Source organism: Paracoccus mangrovi, assembly GCF_042648425.1.
In the GTDB taxonomy this organism is placed as follows: domain Bacteria; phylum Pseudomonadota; class Alphaproteobacteria; order Rhodobacterales; family Rhodobacteraceae; genus Paracoccus; species Paracoccus mangrovi.
Genome location: NZ_JBHRXJ010000016.1, coordinates 1 through 13765, shown reverse-complemented (window position 1 = coordinate 13765; position 13765 = coordinate 1). Strand labels below are relative to the sequence as shown.

Below are 13765 nucleotides of genomic sequence, written 5' to 3'. Positions count from 1 at the left end.
CATGACGGTGCTCCTGCATCTTTACCCATTGACGGGCGTGGCCTTGGTGGGGCTCGGCTTTTATGGATTCCTGATCCTGCGCCATCCGCTGCGTCAGATCCTGGCCGTAAACGTGGTTGGCGCAGGGATCTTTCTTGTCTTGGGTGGCCTTGGACGCGGGGCTGCCTCGACCGACCCTTTCCCGCAGGCGCTGGTGATCACCGGAATCGTCGTCGCCGTGGCGCTTACTGCCTTCGGCGCGGCGCTGATTCTGCGTGTGGCCGAGGATGAGCGTGCGCCGGACGACAAGGCGGCGGCCAAGACAACCGACGACCACACATGAGCCCGCTCGACCTGCTTGTCGCGGTTCCGCTCGCCCTAATGATCGCGGCCTTGCTCCTTGGCACCTGGGTGCGCTGGTTACTGCTTACGGCAATCCCGGTCATGGCGGGCCTCACGGTCTGGCTGTTGCTGCTGCCAGAGGGCTCGGCACATGTGGTCGGCGACTGGAACCTGCCGCTGGGAGTTCAATTGCGCGCGGATGGGGTTGCACAGCTGATGGTGGGCGCCACGGCTGCCTGCGCCTCGATTGTTGGACTGTATGCGCTTCATGAATTCGCACCTGGCCCGGACCGATCGGAAACCGCCCACGGCTATGCCTTCTGGCCGCTCTTCTACCTGTTGTGGGGCGGAGCGAATGCCGGGTTCCTGAGCACCGATCTCTTTAACCTTTACATCGCGTTGGAGATGGTCAGCCTGGCGGCGGTGGCGATGGCGGCGATGGGCTCGTTGCGCGCGGCCTTGCGCTATTTCGTGATCGCTCTGGTCGGTTCACTGGCCTACCTGCTGGGCGTGGCCCTCCTGTTCGCGAATTATGCGACGGTGGATGTGACGCTCCTGGCCGAGATGGCGCGGCCTGACCTCGCGACCAAGACGGCGCTCGCGGTGATGACGGCGGGGCTGCTGATCAAGGCGGCGGTCTTTCCACTGCACGGCTGGCTGCCGCCGGCGCATGCAGCAGCACCCGCCCCCGCCAGCGCCCTGCTTTCGGCGATCGTCGTGAAGGTGGGCTTCGTGATCCTGCTGCGCCTGTGGTTCGAGGCATTCCCGGCCATCGTCGCTCCTGCAGGGCTGGAGGTGCTCGGCTGGCTCGGTGCGCTGGCAGTCCTTTACGGCTCGGTTCAGGCGATCCGGCAGGACAGCCTGAAGGCCCTCGTGGCTTATTCGACCGTGGCGCAAATCGGCTATCTCCTGCTGGCCTTCCCTCTGGTCGCGACTGCGGCAGGGAGCGGCGGGGCTTGGGCCGGGATGACGATCCACGCGATTGCCCACATGCTTGCCAAGGCGGCGATGTTCCTTGCCGCGGGTTTGATGCTCAAGGCCGTCAACGGCCACCGTCTCAAAGACCTTCACGGGCTTGCGCGGGCGATGCCGTTGACCGTTGCGGCATTCGGGCTGGCTGCGGTGTCGCTGATGGGCCTGCCGCCTTCGGCCGGCTTTATCGCGAAATTTCTCCTGCTCGAGGCCGCAGTGGAGCAGGGCGCCGTGTTCGCCGCCGCCGTGCTGATCGTCGGCGGGTTGATGGCCGCAGTCTACCTATTCAACCCGCTGGCCTGGACCTTCGCCGGCAGCGACACGCCAGTGGTCGAGGCGACGGCCCCGCTGCGCACCGCCGCACCGCTGGCGTTGGCGCTTCTGGCAGTGTCTCTAGGGTTCGCCGGACAGGCGATGGTCGATGTCGCTGCCAGTGCGACCTCGGCAAGGCTGCCGGCGGCTGTGGCGGTGGATGTCCGATGATCCATTTCCTCCCCCTGCTGTTGGTCTTCCTGCCCTTCGTTCCGGCACTGATCAGCTTCGCCCTGCCCGACCGCATGGCGGTATGGCGCGACGTGACCAACATCAGCTTCGCCCTGATCAAGCTGGGGCTCGTGGGCTTTCTCCTGCTGGCAGCGCGGGAGGGCGTGATCACGGAATGGCGCTACGAGTTCCTGCCGGGCCACGACTTCATCCTCCGGGCTGATTCAATCGCGCTGCTGTTTGTCACCCTCTCGGCCTTCCTGTGGCTGATCACAACGGTCTTCGCGATCGGCTATTTTGGGCGCGGCCCTCACCTCGCGCGCTTTTTCGGGTTCTTCAACCTCTGCGTCCTGGCTGCGACCGGCGTGGCCATGTCGGGCACTACGATCACGTTCTTCCTGTTCTACGAGCTCCTGACGTTGGCGACGTGGCCGCTGGTCGTCCACCGGGGTGACGAGAAGTCTCTACGCGCGGGGCGCATCTACCTGATCTACACCCTGGCTGGCAGCGCCGCCTATCTGGCGGGCATCGTCTGGCTGAGTTCGCTCGTAGGCAGGGTCGAGTTCACTGCGCCGCCTGACCTATCCGGTATTCCGCGGCTCGAGCTCACGCTAATCTTCATCCTTTGTATCGGCGGGCTTGGGGTCAAGGCGGCGCTCATCCCGTTTCACGGATGGTTGCCCGAGGCCATGGCAGCACCCGCGCCGGTCAGCGCGCTTCTGCACGCCGTGGCCGTGGTCAAGGCCGGCGCCTTCGGGATATTGAGGATTATCTACGACGTCTTCGGCATCGAGACGGTCTCGGATCTCGGTCTCGCCACGCCGCTCGCCATGCTGGCCGGGGCGACGATCCTCTACGGGTCGTTCCGCGCCCTGATGCAGAATGACATCAAGAAGCGGCTCGCCTATTCGACGGTAAGCCAAGTCAGCTACATCATTCTCGGCGCCAGCCTGATCGGTCCCTTCGCCATCATCGGGGCGTTGGTGCATCTAGTGCATCAGGGGATCATGAAGATCACCCTGTTCATGTGCGCGGGCACACTGGCCAACCGGATGGGGATAAAGTCGGTGACGGATCTCGACGGCGCCGGGCGGGCGATGCCGGTGACGATGGCGGCATTCAGCATCGGTGCGCTTGGCATGATCGGCATTCCGCCGACCGCAGGCTTCATCTCGAAATGGTACCTGGGATTGGGCGGGCTGCAATCTGACGCGCGATGGGTCATCGCTGTGCTGGCGGGATCGTCGCTTCTGAACGCACTCTACTTCCTGCCGCTTCTCTATCGCGCCTACCTGCTTCCACCACCCGAAGGCCGGTTGCCGGTGCGGGAACTGGACGGCACCTGGAATCGGATGCTGGTCCTCCCTGCCGCGTTGACCGGCCTGACAGTGCTTGCAGCCGGACTCTTTGCGACTTTCCCGCTCAGCCCCCTGAGCTGGGCCGTGCTGATCGCAGAGAGGGGATACCTGAAATGACAACCGAAGCCACCCTTCTGCTGCCGTTCGTGATCCTCTGGCCGCTCCTTCTAGGTGTCCTGTGCCTAGTGCCGAAACTTGGGCCGAGGATGCTGCCGACGCTGCCGCTCGGGCCGCTACCGGCACTCGCCGCCGTGTTACTGGCGCCGCGAGACGACACCTTCAGCGTGAGATGGATCCTGCTCGACGGCGGGCTACGACTGACAGACACGGGCGCGATGTTCCTGGGCGGTGCCGGGCTGGTATGGCTCTGCGCCGGGGTCTATGCCCTGCGCTACATGCGCGGCGATCCGCGGGCTCCAACTTTCGTACTGTTTTGGATGCTTGTCCTTGCCGGAAATCTGGGGGTATTCTTGGCGGCGGATCTAGCAAGCTTCTACGTCTACTTCGCGCTGGTGTCGCTGGCTGCCTATCCGCTCGTGATCCATGATCGCAAGCCAGCCTCAATGTGGGCCGGGGCAGTCTACATCATCCTTGCGGTGATCGGTGAGACGGCGTTGCTGGCAGGGTTCCTGATGGCCGTCGAGGCGGCGGGGGGAACCACCCTTATCGACAAAGTCCGCGTGAGCCTTGCCGCTCCAACGGCCGATCCTTTGGTCCAGTGGCTGCTGATCGCGGGATTCGGCATCAAGGCGGGTCTGGTGCCGCTGCATGTCTGGCTTCCGGTGGCGCATCCGGCGGCGCCGGTTCCAGCCTCGGCGGTGCTGTCGGGCGCCATTGTCAAGGCAGGTGTTTTCGGACTGGTAACATTTTTGCCGTGGGGTCAGGCGTGGCCGGTCAGCGGGACTGTGCTTGCCCTTGCTGCGTTCACCGGGCTATTCGCAGCGGCACTTTACGGCGCGATGCAGCGCGATCCCAAGACCGTGCTGGCCTATTCAACCGTCAGCCAAATGGGGCTCCTGATGGGCGCGATGGGCGCGGCGCTGGCGGCGGGCCTGCCGGCTGTCTCGGTGCTCCCGGCGGTGTCGCTTTATGCACTGCACCATGGGCTCGCAAAGGGGGCGCTGTTTCTGGGCGTCGGCGTCGCCGGCAAGGCGCGTGGCGCGTCGCGGGTTTTGGTCATCGCGGTCCTTGCACTGGTCGCCTTGTCGATCGCCGGGCTGCCTTTCACCGCCGGGGCCTTGGCGAAATCGGCGATCAAGGGCCCTGCGGGCGACTTTGGCGCGACGTTAGTCGGCCTCTCCGCGCTAACGTCGGGGCTTCTGCTTGCGCGCTTTCTGTTTACTCTGCCCAAGGCTGAAACGGCAGATCGCCCCCCCGGTCTCATGGTCGTGCCGATGGTGACGCTGGCCGCCGCTACGCTCGCCCTGCCGTGGTATCTCTATACTCCGGTGATGGGCATGGCGCCCTACGGGACGATCGACCTACTAGCGCTCAGCGCCAGCGCCTGGCCCCTCGGGCTCGCAGCGGTTCTCGTCATCGCCGCGGTGGGAACCGGATTGCGCGCCCCGTCGCTCCCCGAAGGCGACCTGCTCGGAGTGGTCGCGAGGTTCAGCGCCCGTGCGGCCGCTGCAACTCAAGCCGCCGTATCGGCGGGCGGGTCAGAGAAGCCGGTCGAGAAAGGAAAGACCTTACCGGTGATCGCTGAGGGGCTGGAACGGCTGGAGCGGTTGATCAACGACCACGCGGCGACCTCGGTCACCCTGATTCTCGTCGCGTTGGGCCTATTCGCCGCGCTTGCCTGACGGCCCGCCAGCCGCCCCGCCCCGGGCCAGATGCACCGGAATTGGAAGGTGTCGCCGCAGACAGCGGAGTACTCTTCTGGAGTGGCCGTTCGTCATGTCGTTGCCCCGCGTTCGCGCCGGAGGTCCATTCGAGCGTGCCGAAGGTGAACCAGCCGGACGTGAATGCGCCCAACCCCGAGGCGGTGAACGCCCGGTCCCGCAGGAGATCAATCACACCGCCGGTGCCCTTGAATGCGGGATCCTCCAGATCGACGCCGCAGAGCGCATCGCCAAGCGCGGCGTCGCAGGTCGCCTGGAACGTCCGCCCGACCGTCTGGCCCAAGACGTGGGCGAGCGAGCGGACCTCGGCGACGAAGGCGAGCCGCCCGCGCCGGATCTGACCTATGGCGCCGCGCCGCATCAGGACGCGCTGGCCGGTGTCGGCCCAGTTCACGCGCCAGACATCGACCTCCGCGTAGTCCCAGCGGCCGTCGAGGATGTCGGTCTCGGTGATGCGGTCCGAGGTCAGCACCCCCTCGGCATCCTGCGCATCGACCGACAGGTCCGATCCCGACCGCACCTCGGATGCCGTGAGCCCGCTCTCGGGCTCGAAGTCGGTCCCGTCGAAGCTGAGCGTCCGGTCGTGGTCGGTGAAGCCGAAACTCGCGCCATCGGCGCGGGCGATACGCCAGCACCAGGCAAGCGTCGTCGTACCCTCGTCGAGATGGGCCTGCAGGGCGGGGTCGAGGGTCTTCATCGGCGCAGTTCCAGCAGCGGGATGGAGGTGATCGAGCCGAGCCGCTCGAGGTCGAGCGTCACGTCGAGCACGTCGGTGTCGAAACGGACCGGCACGTCGAACTCGAAGCCCGCGGTGATCGCGACGCCAGCGCCCGGCGCGGCGCTGAAGGTGACGAGGCCGGTCGTGGTGTCGACGGACCAGCCGGAGGGCTGCTCGACCCCAGCGAGGGCGATGCGCACGGTTCCGGTCACTGGTTTGGCAATGGCGCGCGTCCAGGATTGCGCGCCCGAGGCGTAACGCTTGACCAGTTGGAAGGCGGTCGTCGTGTCGTCGCCGGTGCCGATGGCTTGGTCGGTTGGCGATGGCGTACCCGAGGGTAGACAGGACTTGTGGTCGCCCCAGTCCTTGAAGCGGAAGCCATGGAGGCGGCCATTCCGCGCCTCGAAGAAGGCAACCACCGCCGCCAGATCGTCAGCGCGGCGGATGCCGTAGGCGACATCGTAGCGGCGGCGCGAGTTGGCCCAGCTGGCGTTGCGCTCCTCGTCCCCGGAGGCGAGCTCGACGATTTGCGTGCGCCGCTCGGGCCCGCCGCGCGCGCCCCGGCTGATGTTGTCCGGGAACCGCACCTCATGGAACGCCATCACATGCCCCTCCGCCCGAGCGAGACCGCGCGGGCGATATCCGCCGCGACCTGCGTGCGCGACTGCCGGAAGCTCTCGGCGTCGCGCGCCACGATTGTGACGTTGATCCCGCCGCCCGTGCCGTATCAGTATACTTTCTCGAGCTTCGCAAGTCGATTTTCCTCCGACAAACAGGTACTTCCCGAGCGCGGCGCCGTGGAAGGCAGTACGAGTTGGTTCGGGTGGCATCCTACGAGACCGCCCGAGCCAAGTATTTCAGCGCGCATTCAGCCGCGCGGCGATCTTGGTGAGCGCGAGCTTGTGCTGGCGCCATGCGGTGCTGCGGTCGACGCCCAGCTCATGGGTGATCTGCTTCCACGGCCGCCGGGCAGCTCGCCACCAGATCAGGCGGCGTTCACTCTCGCCGAGCCAGAGCACCCAGTCGAAGGTCTGCTCGAGCCGCGAGATCGCGGCGGCCGAGGGCCAGACCCGCATCGGTTCGGGCTCCATGGCGAGGATCTCGCGTTCGGTGCGGATGACCTGTGGCCAGGCGTTGAAATAGCCCTGCACCTTCACGGGCGGCAGCTTGCGCAGGGTGCGGAACGCCTCCTCGAAATGATCGGCGACGTCTTCGGCGGTCCAGTTGTGCTCAGCCATGGCGCAGGTCCTCGGCCGGACGCGGGCCATAGAGACGCGTGCCCAGCTGCTCGACGAGTTCGCGCTCGGGCCAGGTCAGACGCTGGTCATCCACGCTGACGGCCAGCACGCCCTGTTCGCGCCAGCCGTCGCGCTTCACCTCATCGGGCGACCTGCGCTGCCCGCCATAGCCCTTGGGATGGAACCTCATGCCGCACCTCCACTGGCGTCGAGGGCCCAGAGCAGGATGTCCGAGCGTCATTGCTGGCAGTGTGACCTCCGGCTCCTGTCCGCCTTCGCCATCGCTGCCAAAGAGCGGCAGGGGTTTGGGTGCGCGTAGCGCCCGTGCCGCTCAGAGCGCATCGCGGCGAGACTTGCCGATGGCGGCGAAGGCAAACCGTTCTATCCGGTGATCATTGACAGTGCACAACTGTGCCCGTTTCGTCGCGGGACAGACTGGGCCTCCTGTGCCATCATCCACCAGCAGCGAATCTCTGCCGCTTTTTGAAACTGTGAACCGTGAACCGGGCCGGGCGTGACGCTGCGGTCGAGGCATTTGCTGCTTCCTGCAGGGTGATTGCCCGGCTCGGATATCACTGACACATCGATGTCTTGTCCCGCAGCACGCCAGCACCGCATGATCCGGCGCGCCTTCGAGCCCCTGAATAGTCCAAGTCGACGCGGCGCCTTTCACGCCTCGGCGAGCATCTCGAAGACGGCACCATCTTCGCCGGGTCGGGGATCCTCCTTGAGATCGAAGATGACCCCGGCAATCACTGCCCGCCATTCCGAGGTGACGGCGCGCGTCTCGGTGCTTGCCCGGACCGTCAGGATGACCGGCGACTTCGAGACCAGCCGTGCCTGCATGACGGTCTCCGAGCCGCGCAGGTAATGAATATGGCACCAGCGGGTGAAGCGATCCTCCCACCCCTGGATCAGCATGCCGTCCGGATCGCGGATCAACACCGCCTCCTGGAAGGTGGCCCTGCGCCGCAGACGCCCGGCGACCATCGTCACAGTCTGATCCTGCGATGCGGAGCCAGCATCGCATCAAGCGCCAGCGGCAGCGCCGACGCGCTTGGCCCGAGGCTGATTGCCGCGCGGTTCTCGAACCAATGGGCGATGAGGAGCAGCATGGCCTGGCGGAGAGTGGCAGGAACATCGGCCGGGGCGCCATAGCCTGCGATGAAGGTGATCGTGGCGGGGCGGCCGAAGCCGGTCCTGGACCGAAGGAGCAGCCCCTCGTCCTGACGGGAAATCACGTAATCGACATCCCCGCCCGTCGCATCGGTGAAGACGACGCTGTCGATCACACTGTCAGGAAATGGCAGCAGGATCGGACCGGTGATTGCGTCCAGATCCATCTGCCAGGTTTGGCTCACGAGGCAGCGGCCAAGGATCCCGGACGCCCCATCGAGCCAGGCGGTGGCGGCATCGATGTATTGCTGGATCAGCGGATCCTCATCGTCATGATCGACGCGGAGCTGCGCCTTGGCCTCGGCCAGCATGACCGGCGCCTCCGCGGGGGCGACTATGCGGGTAAGCGTGAACATGGCAATGCTCCTTGAGAAGGGCACAGGCAGTCCTGCATCAGAGCTCAGCCCTGATTTTCCTGTGGGTTGACCTGGCCGTGACCCTTGATCACCAGGCCGGCAATCGGCGTGCCGGTGGCATGGGTGCCTTCAAGCGCCGCCAGCAGCTTCAGATAGCGTTTGGTGCCGACATAGCCGAAGCGATAGACGGCGGCGGTGGCGTGGGCCTCGACCAGCGCCTTGACGATGCCGCCTTCGCCCACGGTCGGGACGCCCAGCAGGTCGGCTGCGGTCACCGCCTCATAGCTGCTGTCGTCATCGGAATGGGTCAGGATGAGCTCGATCCTGTTGGTCGAGGTGAAGGTGATGCCGCCCGCGCCAATGGCGAGAATGATCTCGGCACCGTCATGACCCCGCAGGTCAATGGCCACGGGGGTGCTGTCGTCGGTGAGCGTGGCCACGTCGATGGCCGCGGCCACCGAGAGACTGGAATGCAGATCCTTCATCGGATCCTCCTGTGCAGGAATGTGGGTGGGAAGACGCGGGCTGAACCCTGCCGCGCGCGCGCCTTGGTTCAGCCGGGCGATCAGCTGGCCGCGATCTTCAGCAGCTTGATGGCATCAAAATTCTGCACCCCGCCACCGACGCGCTTGGTGGTGTAGAAATGCACATAGGGCTTGTTGGTGAAGGGATCGCGCAGCACCCGGATGCCGAAGCGGTCGACGATCAGATAGCCGCGCCGGAAATCCCCGAAGGCGATCGGGAAAGCTCCGGCGGCGATATCGGGCATGTTGTCGTCATCGCTGATCGGATAGCCGAGCAGCGTTGCCGGCTGGCCGGCCTGGACCGGGGGCTGCCAGAGATAGAGCTCCTCGGTCTTGGACTTCAGCTTGCGGATGGTGGCTTGCAGTGAGCGGTTCATCAGGAAGCGCGCATTCTGCCGGTAGCCCTGCTTCAGCCCGTAGACGAGGTCGATCAGCGCATCGACGCCGTTGTGGCTGGCATCGGTCAATGCGGCCGCGACGCCCGAGGCGGTGTAGCCGATCTTGCCCCAGGCGTAAGAGGCATTGGCGACCGTGTCATAGGCCAGGATGCCGCGGGGCCTGTTCACCCCGTCGCCGGTGATGAAGGCGGCAGCCTCGGCCTCGGCGAAGGCGGTCGAGACCTCCTCTGCCAGCCAGGCAGCGATATCGACACGGGCATCGTCGAGCAGGGTCTGGGTCGCGGCCGGGTTGGCGTAGATCTCCATCGCCGGGAAAGCCAGTTCAGCGAGCCTCGGGCTGGCGGTCTCGGGGCGGGCCTGACGCTCGCCGACCCAGCCGGCTGCGGCCCCGCCCTGATTGACCAGCTTCTTGTAGCTGCCGGCCGAGATCGAGATGACGCTGGCGATCGACCGCATGGCCGAGACCGAGCCCAGCACCCGGTCGATGGTCTGTTCCATCTGATCAGGCACGACATAGCCGCCATCGGGATCGCTGTCGGTGCGAAGCGCGGCCTTCACCTCCAGTTCCCGAAGCCCGGCCTCGACGCCGCGGCGGAAGAACTGGTTGAAGGCGCGGGCGTGCTCGCGGGTCTCGGGGCTGTCCGCCCGATCCGCGCTGCTTGCGCCGCCCAGCTTGGCTGCGGCTAGCATGGTGTTGGTCTCATCCAGCGCAGACTGCAGCTTGGTGATCTCGGTATTGATGCGCTCGAGTTTCTCGGCCTGCACGACATCGGCGAACTTCGCGTTGATGCCGTTGATCTCGGCTTGATGCTCGTCCTTGAAGGCGGCGAAGGCGCGGTTCAGATCGGCGAGGATGGCGTTGGCGTCGCCGGCCTCGGCGCGCAGGCGAACTGTCCCGCGGATGCGGGAGGCATGATGGAAGGTCATGGGTGATGTCCTTATGAACGGATGGTATCGATGAGCTGCCGAAGGGCAGCAGGGTCAAGGCCAGCGTCCGGCATGGCCGTCGCAGCAGCGTCTCGCATGCCGCCAATCTGTCGCATCATCGCCCGCCGCTCGCTGCGGGGGATGCCTTGCCCGGCCAGCGCCGCATCGATGCGACGCCGGGCGTGAATGTCGGGCCGGATCGGCGCGGTGATGCGCGGCACGGCTTCGGCGCGCGGTAGTTTGTCACCGCCCTCCACCATGCCATCCGCCATCCCCGCCGCGATTGCCTCCTCGGCGCTGAGAAAGGTCTCGGCATTGAGCAGCGTGGCAATCTCGCCGGGTGACCGGCCACTGCGGGCGACATAGATCTCAGTGAGCGCGGCATCGAATGTCTCGAAGAGCGCAGCGGCCTCAGCCATATCGTGGCGATTGCCGATCACCACGCCCCAGGCATTGTGCAGCATCAGGAAGCTGCCGGGGCTCATGTGGATCTCGTCGCCGGCCATGGCGATGATGGAGGCCGCCGAGGCCGCGAGGCCCAACACCTCGACGGTGACCGCGGCCGGATGGGCGCGCAGCAGGTTGTAGATGGCAATGCCTTCAAACATGTCGCCGCCGGGGGAGTTGATCTGCACCGTCACCGCCTGCGGCCCGATCCTGCGCAAGACCGCTGCGATCCGGCGCAGGCTCACCCCGCCGCCCATATCATCCTCGCCGATCACGTCGAAGATGGTGATGGTGCTGTCGCTCTCGGTGACGGAAGTGACCTGCGCGGCGACCGGCATTTCGGCCCAGCGGACCAATGCGTCTGATGGCGCATCGGCCTGGAACGCCGCGGGGCGCGGCAAGGCCGGTCCGGCAGGAAGATCACGCAGGCTCATCGGAAACTCCTTCGCTTGTGGGCGCGTCCGCATCGTCACCCGCGTCCCCGGCCGCAGCCGTCATGTTGGGCGGCGGATAATAGATGTCGCCGCCGGCACGTGGATTCTGGTCCTCGAGCGCGCGGATCTCGTTGGGGCTCCACACACCCCATTGCAGACCCTTCACATAGGCCTCCCAGCGGGCCTTGATATCGCCCTTGACGAGGGCTGCGCGGTTGAAGCGGGCATAGAGCAGATCATCCGCGCCGATCAGGTCGCGGTCGATCGCCTCCTCCCACATGGTCAGGTGATCCTCGAGCGTATAGGCCACAAAGCCGATCGACTGCTGCTCGATGCCGGTGCCCCAGCTGGTGGACTTCTCGGTATCGCCGATCATATGCGGCGGCACCCCGAAGAACATGGCGATGTCGCTGCGGCTGAACTTGCGGCTCTCGATCCATTGCGCATCCTCGGCGGTCATCGCGATACGGGCGTAATCCATACCTTCCTCGAGAATGAGGTGCTTGCCCTCCTGATCGCCGCCGGCGCGGAATGCCTCGAGCCCGGCCTTGAGATTGGCCACCGCCTCGGGTCCGAGCTTCTGCGGGTGTCTGAGCACGCCCGAGACTCGGGCGCCATTGCGGAAGGTGGTGGCGCCATGATCCTCCATCGCCAGCGCCAGCCCGATGGTCTCGCGGGCATAGGCGATGGGTGAGACCCCCCGCACTCCATCCAGCGTCAGCCCGACCAGATGTAGCACCTCGTCCTGCGTCAGCCGCAGACGCCTTCCATCGGGGCGGGTATAGAGAAAGCTCAGCGCCAGGTCCTTGTCCTGCACCACCTCGACCCGATCCGGATGCAGCGGGATCAGCGCCTGCACCGAACCGCGGGAGCGGACGATCATGGCATAGGCATTGCCGCGCAAGAGCAGATGCGCCTGGCCACCAGGAACCCCTGGTCGCGCCAGACATCATAGGGCACCCGGTCGCGCCGGGCGCGGCGCAGGATGTCCTCCTCCGGTACCCAGAAGCGGCTGAGCGTGATCCACTTCTCGGCCAGGCTCCCGAGCGCCGAATCCCGCGTCGGCGGAAACAGCAGCATAAGGGCCGATAGGTCGTTGACCCGGGCGAGATCCAGCCCGCCATAGCATTCACGTCCCGCGAGCAGTTGCTCCAGACGGGCAAGCTCCCCCGCGATGTCCGCGCCGCCGGCCGTTACCGGCAGTCCACCCTCCGCCCAGACCTCCATGTCGAGCCAGCGGGTGACCTGTTCGGTCCATTCATTCAGGCGCAGCCGGCGGATCGCGTTCTGTTGCGCCGGCATCTCGCGCGCCTCGTCGATCTGGCGCTTCAGATCATCCGGCTTCACCGTCACGCCAAGACTCGGATTGGCCTTCACCCAGACCTTCGGATCGGTCCAGTCGTCGCCTTCATCGATGGTGGCGATGAAGCCGAACCAGGGATCGGCCGTCTCCTGCGGCAGCGTCCCCTCGAGCACCTTGACCGAGAACTCATGATGCTGGCGACAGACCGAGTGGCGGTCGTGGCCGGCGGTAGTGATCTCGACGATCAGCGGCTGGCGCCGCGCACCGGTGGCCGTGTTGAGCTTCTGGATGATCTCGGGTCCCGGATGCTCATGCACCTCGTCCACGGCGGCGAAGTGCACGTTCAACCCGTCCATCTTGCTGGCATCGGCCGACAGTGGCCGGAACCAGGAGGCAGTGGGCAGCACCGCGAGGTTGTTCACCGTGCGGGTCACCCGGGCGGACAGCGCCGGGCTCGCCGCGACCATCCGCTCGGCCTCGCCGAAGACGATCCGCGCCTGATCGCGCGTGGTCGCGGCGGCATAGACATGCGCCCCGGCCTCGCCATCCGCCACCAGCGCATAGAGCGCGATCCCGGCCAGCAGGGCCGATTTGCCGTTCTTGCGGGCGACCTCGACATAGGCCGTTCGGAACCGCCGCAAGCCGGCGGCCCGCTTCCAGCCGATGAACCGCCCCGGGTTTACCGGAGAGTTTCTGGTTCAATGATTACGCGGCTTTTTCGACGTTATTCAAGGCAGCGTAGAAAGCCTCCTCTGCTTCGTTCGGTGTGACATATCCGATGGCGCTGTGCAGGCGCGTGTTGTTATACCAGTCGACCCATTTCAGGGTTTCCCATTCGACCTGACCAACCGACTTCCAGGGTCCAAGGAACTTGATGACCTCGGTCTTGAACAGTCCGATGATGCTTTCCGCGAGGGCATTGTCATAGGAATCCCCGACGCTGCCGACGGATGTGTCGATACCCGCCTCTGCCAGTCGCTCGGTGTATCGGATCGACAGGTATTGGCTGCCGCGGTCGCTGTGGTGGATTAGCTTGTCAGCCTCGGACGGCGCCCTCTGGCAGATGGCCTGGTTTAGTGCGTCGAGCACGAAGCCTGTCGTCATCGACGTCGAGACGCGCCAGCCGACGATCTTGCGGGCAAAGACGTCGGTCACGAAGGCGACGTAAACCATACCCTGCCAGGTGGAGACATAGGTGAAATCCGAAACCCACAGCTCGTTTGGCATGTCTGCCACGAAGGCTCGGTTCACCTTGTCGTCCGGGCAGGG

16 protein-coding genes and 1 pseudogene are annotated in these 13765 nt (G+C 65.7%); 4 read left to right on the top strand and 13 right to left on the bottom strand.

Features of this window, described 5'->3' with window-relative positions; all coding sequences use genetic code 11:
• The first annotated feature begins 1 nt into the window (after window position 1).
• Genes ACFOMH_RS17070 through ACFOMH_RS17055 form a run of 4 tightly spaced genes read left to right on the top strand, consistent with a single transcriptional unit; the run spans window position 2 to window position 4936 of the window.
• The gene (locus ACFOMH_RS17070) at window positions 2-322 is read left to right on the top strand and encodes an NADH-quinone oxidoreductase subunit K (RefSeq protein ID WP_148912975.1); all 321 of its coding nucleotides are present in this window, start codon (window positions 2-4) and stop codon (window positions 320-322) included.
• Window positions 319-1776 (top strand): complex I subunit 5 family protein, encoded by a 1458-nt coding sequence (locus tag ACFOMH_RS17065; RefSeq protein WP_148912974.1) that lies wholly within the window; start codon window positions 319-321, stop codon window positions 1774-1776. The genes ACFOMH_RS17070 and ACFOMH_RS17065 overlap by 4 nt, the downstream gene beginning before the upstream one ends.
• Window positions 1773-3251, top strand: a complete 1479-nt coding sequence (locus tag ACFOMH_RS17060; protein WP_148912973.1) for a complex I subunit 5 family protein — start codon at window positions 1773-1775, stop codon at window positions 3249-3251. The genes ACFOMH_RS17065 and ACFOMH_RS17060 overlap by 4 nt, the downstream gene beginning before the upstream one ends.
• Window positions 3248-4936, top strand: coding sequence for a complex I subunit 5 family protein (locus tag ACFOMH_RS17055; RefSeq protein ID WP_377746006.1), 1689 nt, complete (start codon window positions 3248-3250; stop codon window positions 4934-4936). The genes ACFOMH_RS17060 and ACFOMH_RS17055 overlap by 4 nt, the downstream gene beginning before the upstream one ends.
• On the opposite strand, the gene ACFOMH_RS17050 is transcribed toward ACFOMH_RS17055, so the two are convergent.
• From ACFOMH_RS17050 to ACFOMH_RS16990, 13 genes and pseudogenes are all read right to left on the bottom strand, one after another.
• Window positions 4890-5672 carry a DUF2163 domain-containing protein gene (locus tag ACFOMH_RS17050; protein ID WP_377746004.1) on the bottom strand — a complete coding sequence of 261 codons (783 nt, stop codon included), beginning with the start codon at window positions 5670-5672 and terminating at the stop codon, window positions 4890-4892. The genes ACFOMH_RS17055 and ACFOMH_RS17050 overlap by 47 nt on opposite strands.
• Window positions 5669-6295 (bottom strand): phage distal tail protein, Rcc01695 family, encoded by a 627-nt coding sequence (locus tag ACFOMH_RS17045; protein WP_377746002.1) that lies wholly within the window; start codon window positions 6293-6295, stop codon window positions 5669-5671. Before ACFOMH_RS17045 ends, ACFOMH_RS17050 begins: the two co-directional genes overlap by 4 nt.
• Window positions 6295-6402 (bottom strand): annotated as a pseudogene (locus ACFOMH_RS17040) (phage tail tape measure protein); the annotation flags it as partial. The pseudogene ACFOMH_RS17040 and the gene ACFOMH_RS17045, both read right to left, overlap by 1 nt.
• A 148-nt stretch (window positions 6403-6550) precedes the next feature.
• The gene (locus tag ACFOMH_RS17035) at window positions 6551-6931 is read right to left on the bottom strand and encodes a DUF6362 family protein (RefSeq protein WP_377746001.1); all 381 of its coding nucleotides are present in this window, start codon (window positions 6929-6931) and stop codon (window positions 6551-6553) included.
• Window positions 6924-7121 carry a hypothetical protein gene (locus tag ACFOMH_RS17030; protein WP_164129540.1) on the bottom strand — a complete coding sequence of 66 codons (198 nt, stop codon included), beginning with the start codon at window positions 7119-7121 and terminating at the stop codon, window positions 6924-6926. Before ACFOMH_RS17030 ends, ACFOMH_RS17035 begins: the two co-directional genes overlap by 8 nt.
• A 479-nt stretch (window positions 7122-7600) precedes the next feature.
• Window positions 7601-7921: a phage head closure protein gene (locus ACFOMH_RS17025; protein ID WP_377746095.1), complete on the bottom strand. Its 321-nt coding sequence runs from the start codon at window positions 7919-7921 to the stop codon at window positions 7601-7603.
• Window positions 7922-7923: 2 nt separating this feature from the next.
• Entirely contained in the window at window positions 7924-8463 is a 540-nt protein-coding gene (locus ACFOMH_RS17020) for a head-tail connector protein (RefSeq protein ID WP_377745999.1), read from the bottom strand.
• A gap of 44 nt (window positions 8464-8507) precedes the next feature.
• Window positions 8508-8948, bottom strand: coding sequence for a hypothetical protein (locus ACFOMH_RS17015; RefSeq protein ID WP_377745997.1), 441 nt, complete (start codon window positions 8946-8948; stop codon window positions 8508-8510).
• 80 nt (window positions 8949-9028) lie between these two features.
• On the bottom strand, window positions 9029-10312 hold the full coding sequence (locus ACFOMH_RS17010) for a phage major capsid protein (RefSeq protein ID WP_377745996.1): 1284 nt from the start codon (window positions 10310-10312) through the stop codon (window positions 9029-9031).
• 11 nt (window positions 10313-10323) lie between these two features.
• Window positions 10324-11193: a head maturation protease, ClpP-related gene (locus ACFOMH_RS17005; RefSeq protein ID WP_377745994.1), complete on the bottom strand. Its 870-nt coding sequence runs from the start codon at window positions 11191-11193 to the stop codon at window positions 10324-10326.
• Window positions 11180-12076 carry a phage portal protein gene (locus tag ACFOMH_RS17000; RefSeq protein ID WP_377745992.1) on the bottom strand — a complete coding sequence of 299 codons (897 nt, stop codon included), beginning with the start codon at window positions 12074-12076 and terminating at the stop codon, window positions 11180-11182. The genes ACFOMH_RS17005 and ACFOMH_RS17000 overlap by 14 nt, the downstream gene beginning before the upstream one ends.
• Window positions 12073-13161, bottom strand: coding sequence for a terminase large subunit (locus ACFOMH_RS16995; RefSeq protein WP_377746093.1), 1089 nt, complete (start codon window positions 13159-13161; stop codon window positions 12073-12075). The genes ACFOMH_RS17000 and ACFOMH_RS16995 overlap by 4 nt, the downstream gene beginning before the upstream one ends.
• A gap of 40 nt (window positions 13162-13201) precedes the next feature.
• A partial coding sequence (locus ACFOMH_RS16990; RefSeq protein ID WP_377745990.1) for an IS3 family transposase occupies window positions 13202-13765 on the bottom strand: 564 nt, incomplete at its 5' end.

Excerpts from the sequence above, each read along its gene's own strand:
- ACFOMH_RS17070 (WP_148912975.1), top strand. The coding sequence starts at position 2 with ATGACGGTGCTCCTGCATCTTTACCCATTGACGGGCGTGGCCTTGGTG.
- ACFOMH_RS17065 (WP_148912974.1), top strand. The coding sequence starts at position 319 with ATGAGCCCGCTCGACCTGCTTGTCGCGGTTCCGCTCGCCCTAATGATC.
- ACFOMH_RS17060 (WP_148912973.1), top strand. The coding sequence starts at position 1,773 with ATGATCCATTTCCTCCCCCTGCTGTTGGTCTTCCTGCCCTTCGTTCCG.
- ACFOMH_RS17055 (WP_377746006.1), top strand. The coding sequence starts at position 3,248 with ATGACAACCGAAGCCACCCTTCTGCTGCCGTTCGTGATCCTCTGGCCG.
- ACFOMH_RS17050 (WP_377746004.1), bottom strand. The coding sequence starts at position 5,672 with ATGAAGACCCTCGACCCCGCCCTGCAGGCCCATCTCGACGAGGGTACG.
- ACFOMH_RS17045 (WP_377746002.1), bottom strand. The coding sequence starts at position 6,295 with ATGGCGTTCCATGAGGTGCGGTTCCCGGACAACATCAGCCGGGGCGCG.
- ACFOMH_RS17035 (WP_377746001.1), bottom strand. The coding sequence starts at position 6,931 with ATGGCTGAGCACAACTGGACCGCCGAAGACGTCGCCGATCATTTCGAG.
- ACFOMH_RS17030 (WP_164129540.1), bottom strand. The coding sequence starts at position 7,121 with ATGAGGTTCCATCCCAAGGGCTATGGCGGGCAGCGCAGGTCGCCCGAT.
- ACFOMH_RS17025 (WP_377746095.1), bottom strand. The coding sequence starts at position 7,921 with ATGGTCGCCGGGCGTCTGCGGCGCAGGGCCACCTTCCAGGAGGCGGTG.
- ACFOMH_RS17020 (WP_377745999.1), bottom strand. The coding sequence starts at position 8,463 with ATGTTCACGCTTACCCGCATAGTCGCCCCCGCGGAGGCGCCGGTCATG.
- ACFOMH_RS17015 (WP_377745997.1), bottom strand. The coding sequence starts at position 8,948 with ATGAAGGATCTGCATTCCAGTCTCTCGGTGGCCGCGGCCATCGACGTG.
- ACFOMH_RS17010 (WP_377745996.1), bottom strand. The coding sequence starts at position 10,312 with ATGACCTTCCATCATGCCTCCCGCATCCGCGGGACAGTTCGCCTGCGC.
- ACFOMH_RS17005 (WP_377745994.1), bottom strand. The coding sequence starts at position 11,193 with ATGAGCCTGCGTGATCTTCCTGCCGGACCGGCCTTGCCGCGCCCCGCG.
- ACFOMH_RS17000 (WP_377745992.1), bottom strand. The coding sequence starts at position 12,076 with ATGATCGTCCGCTCCCGCGGTTCGGTGCAGGCGCTGATCCCGCTGCAT.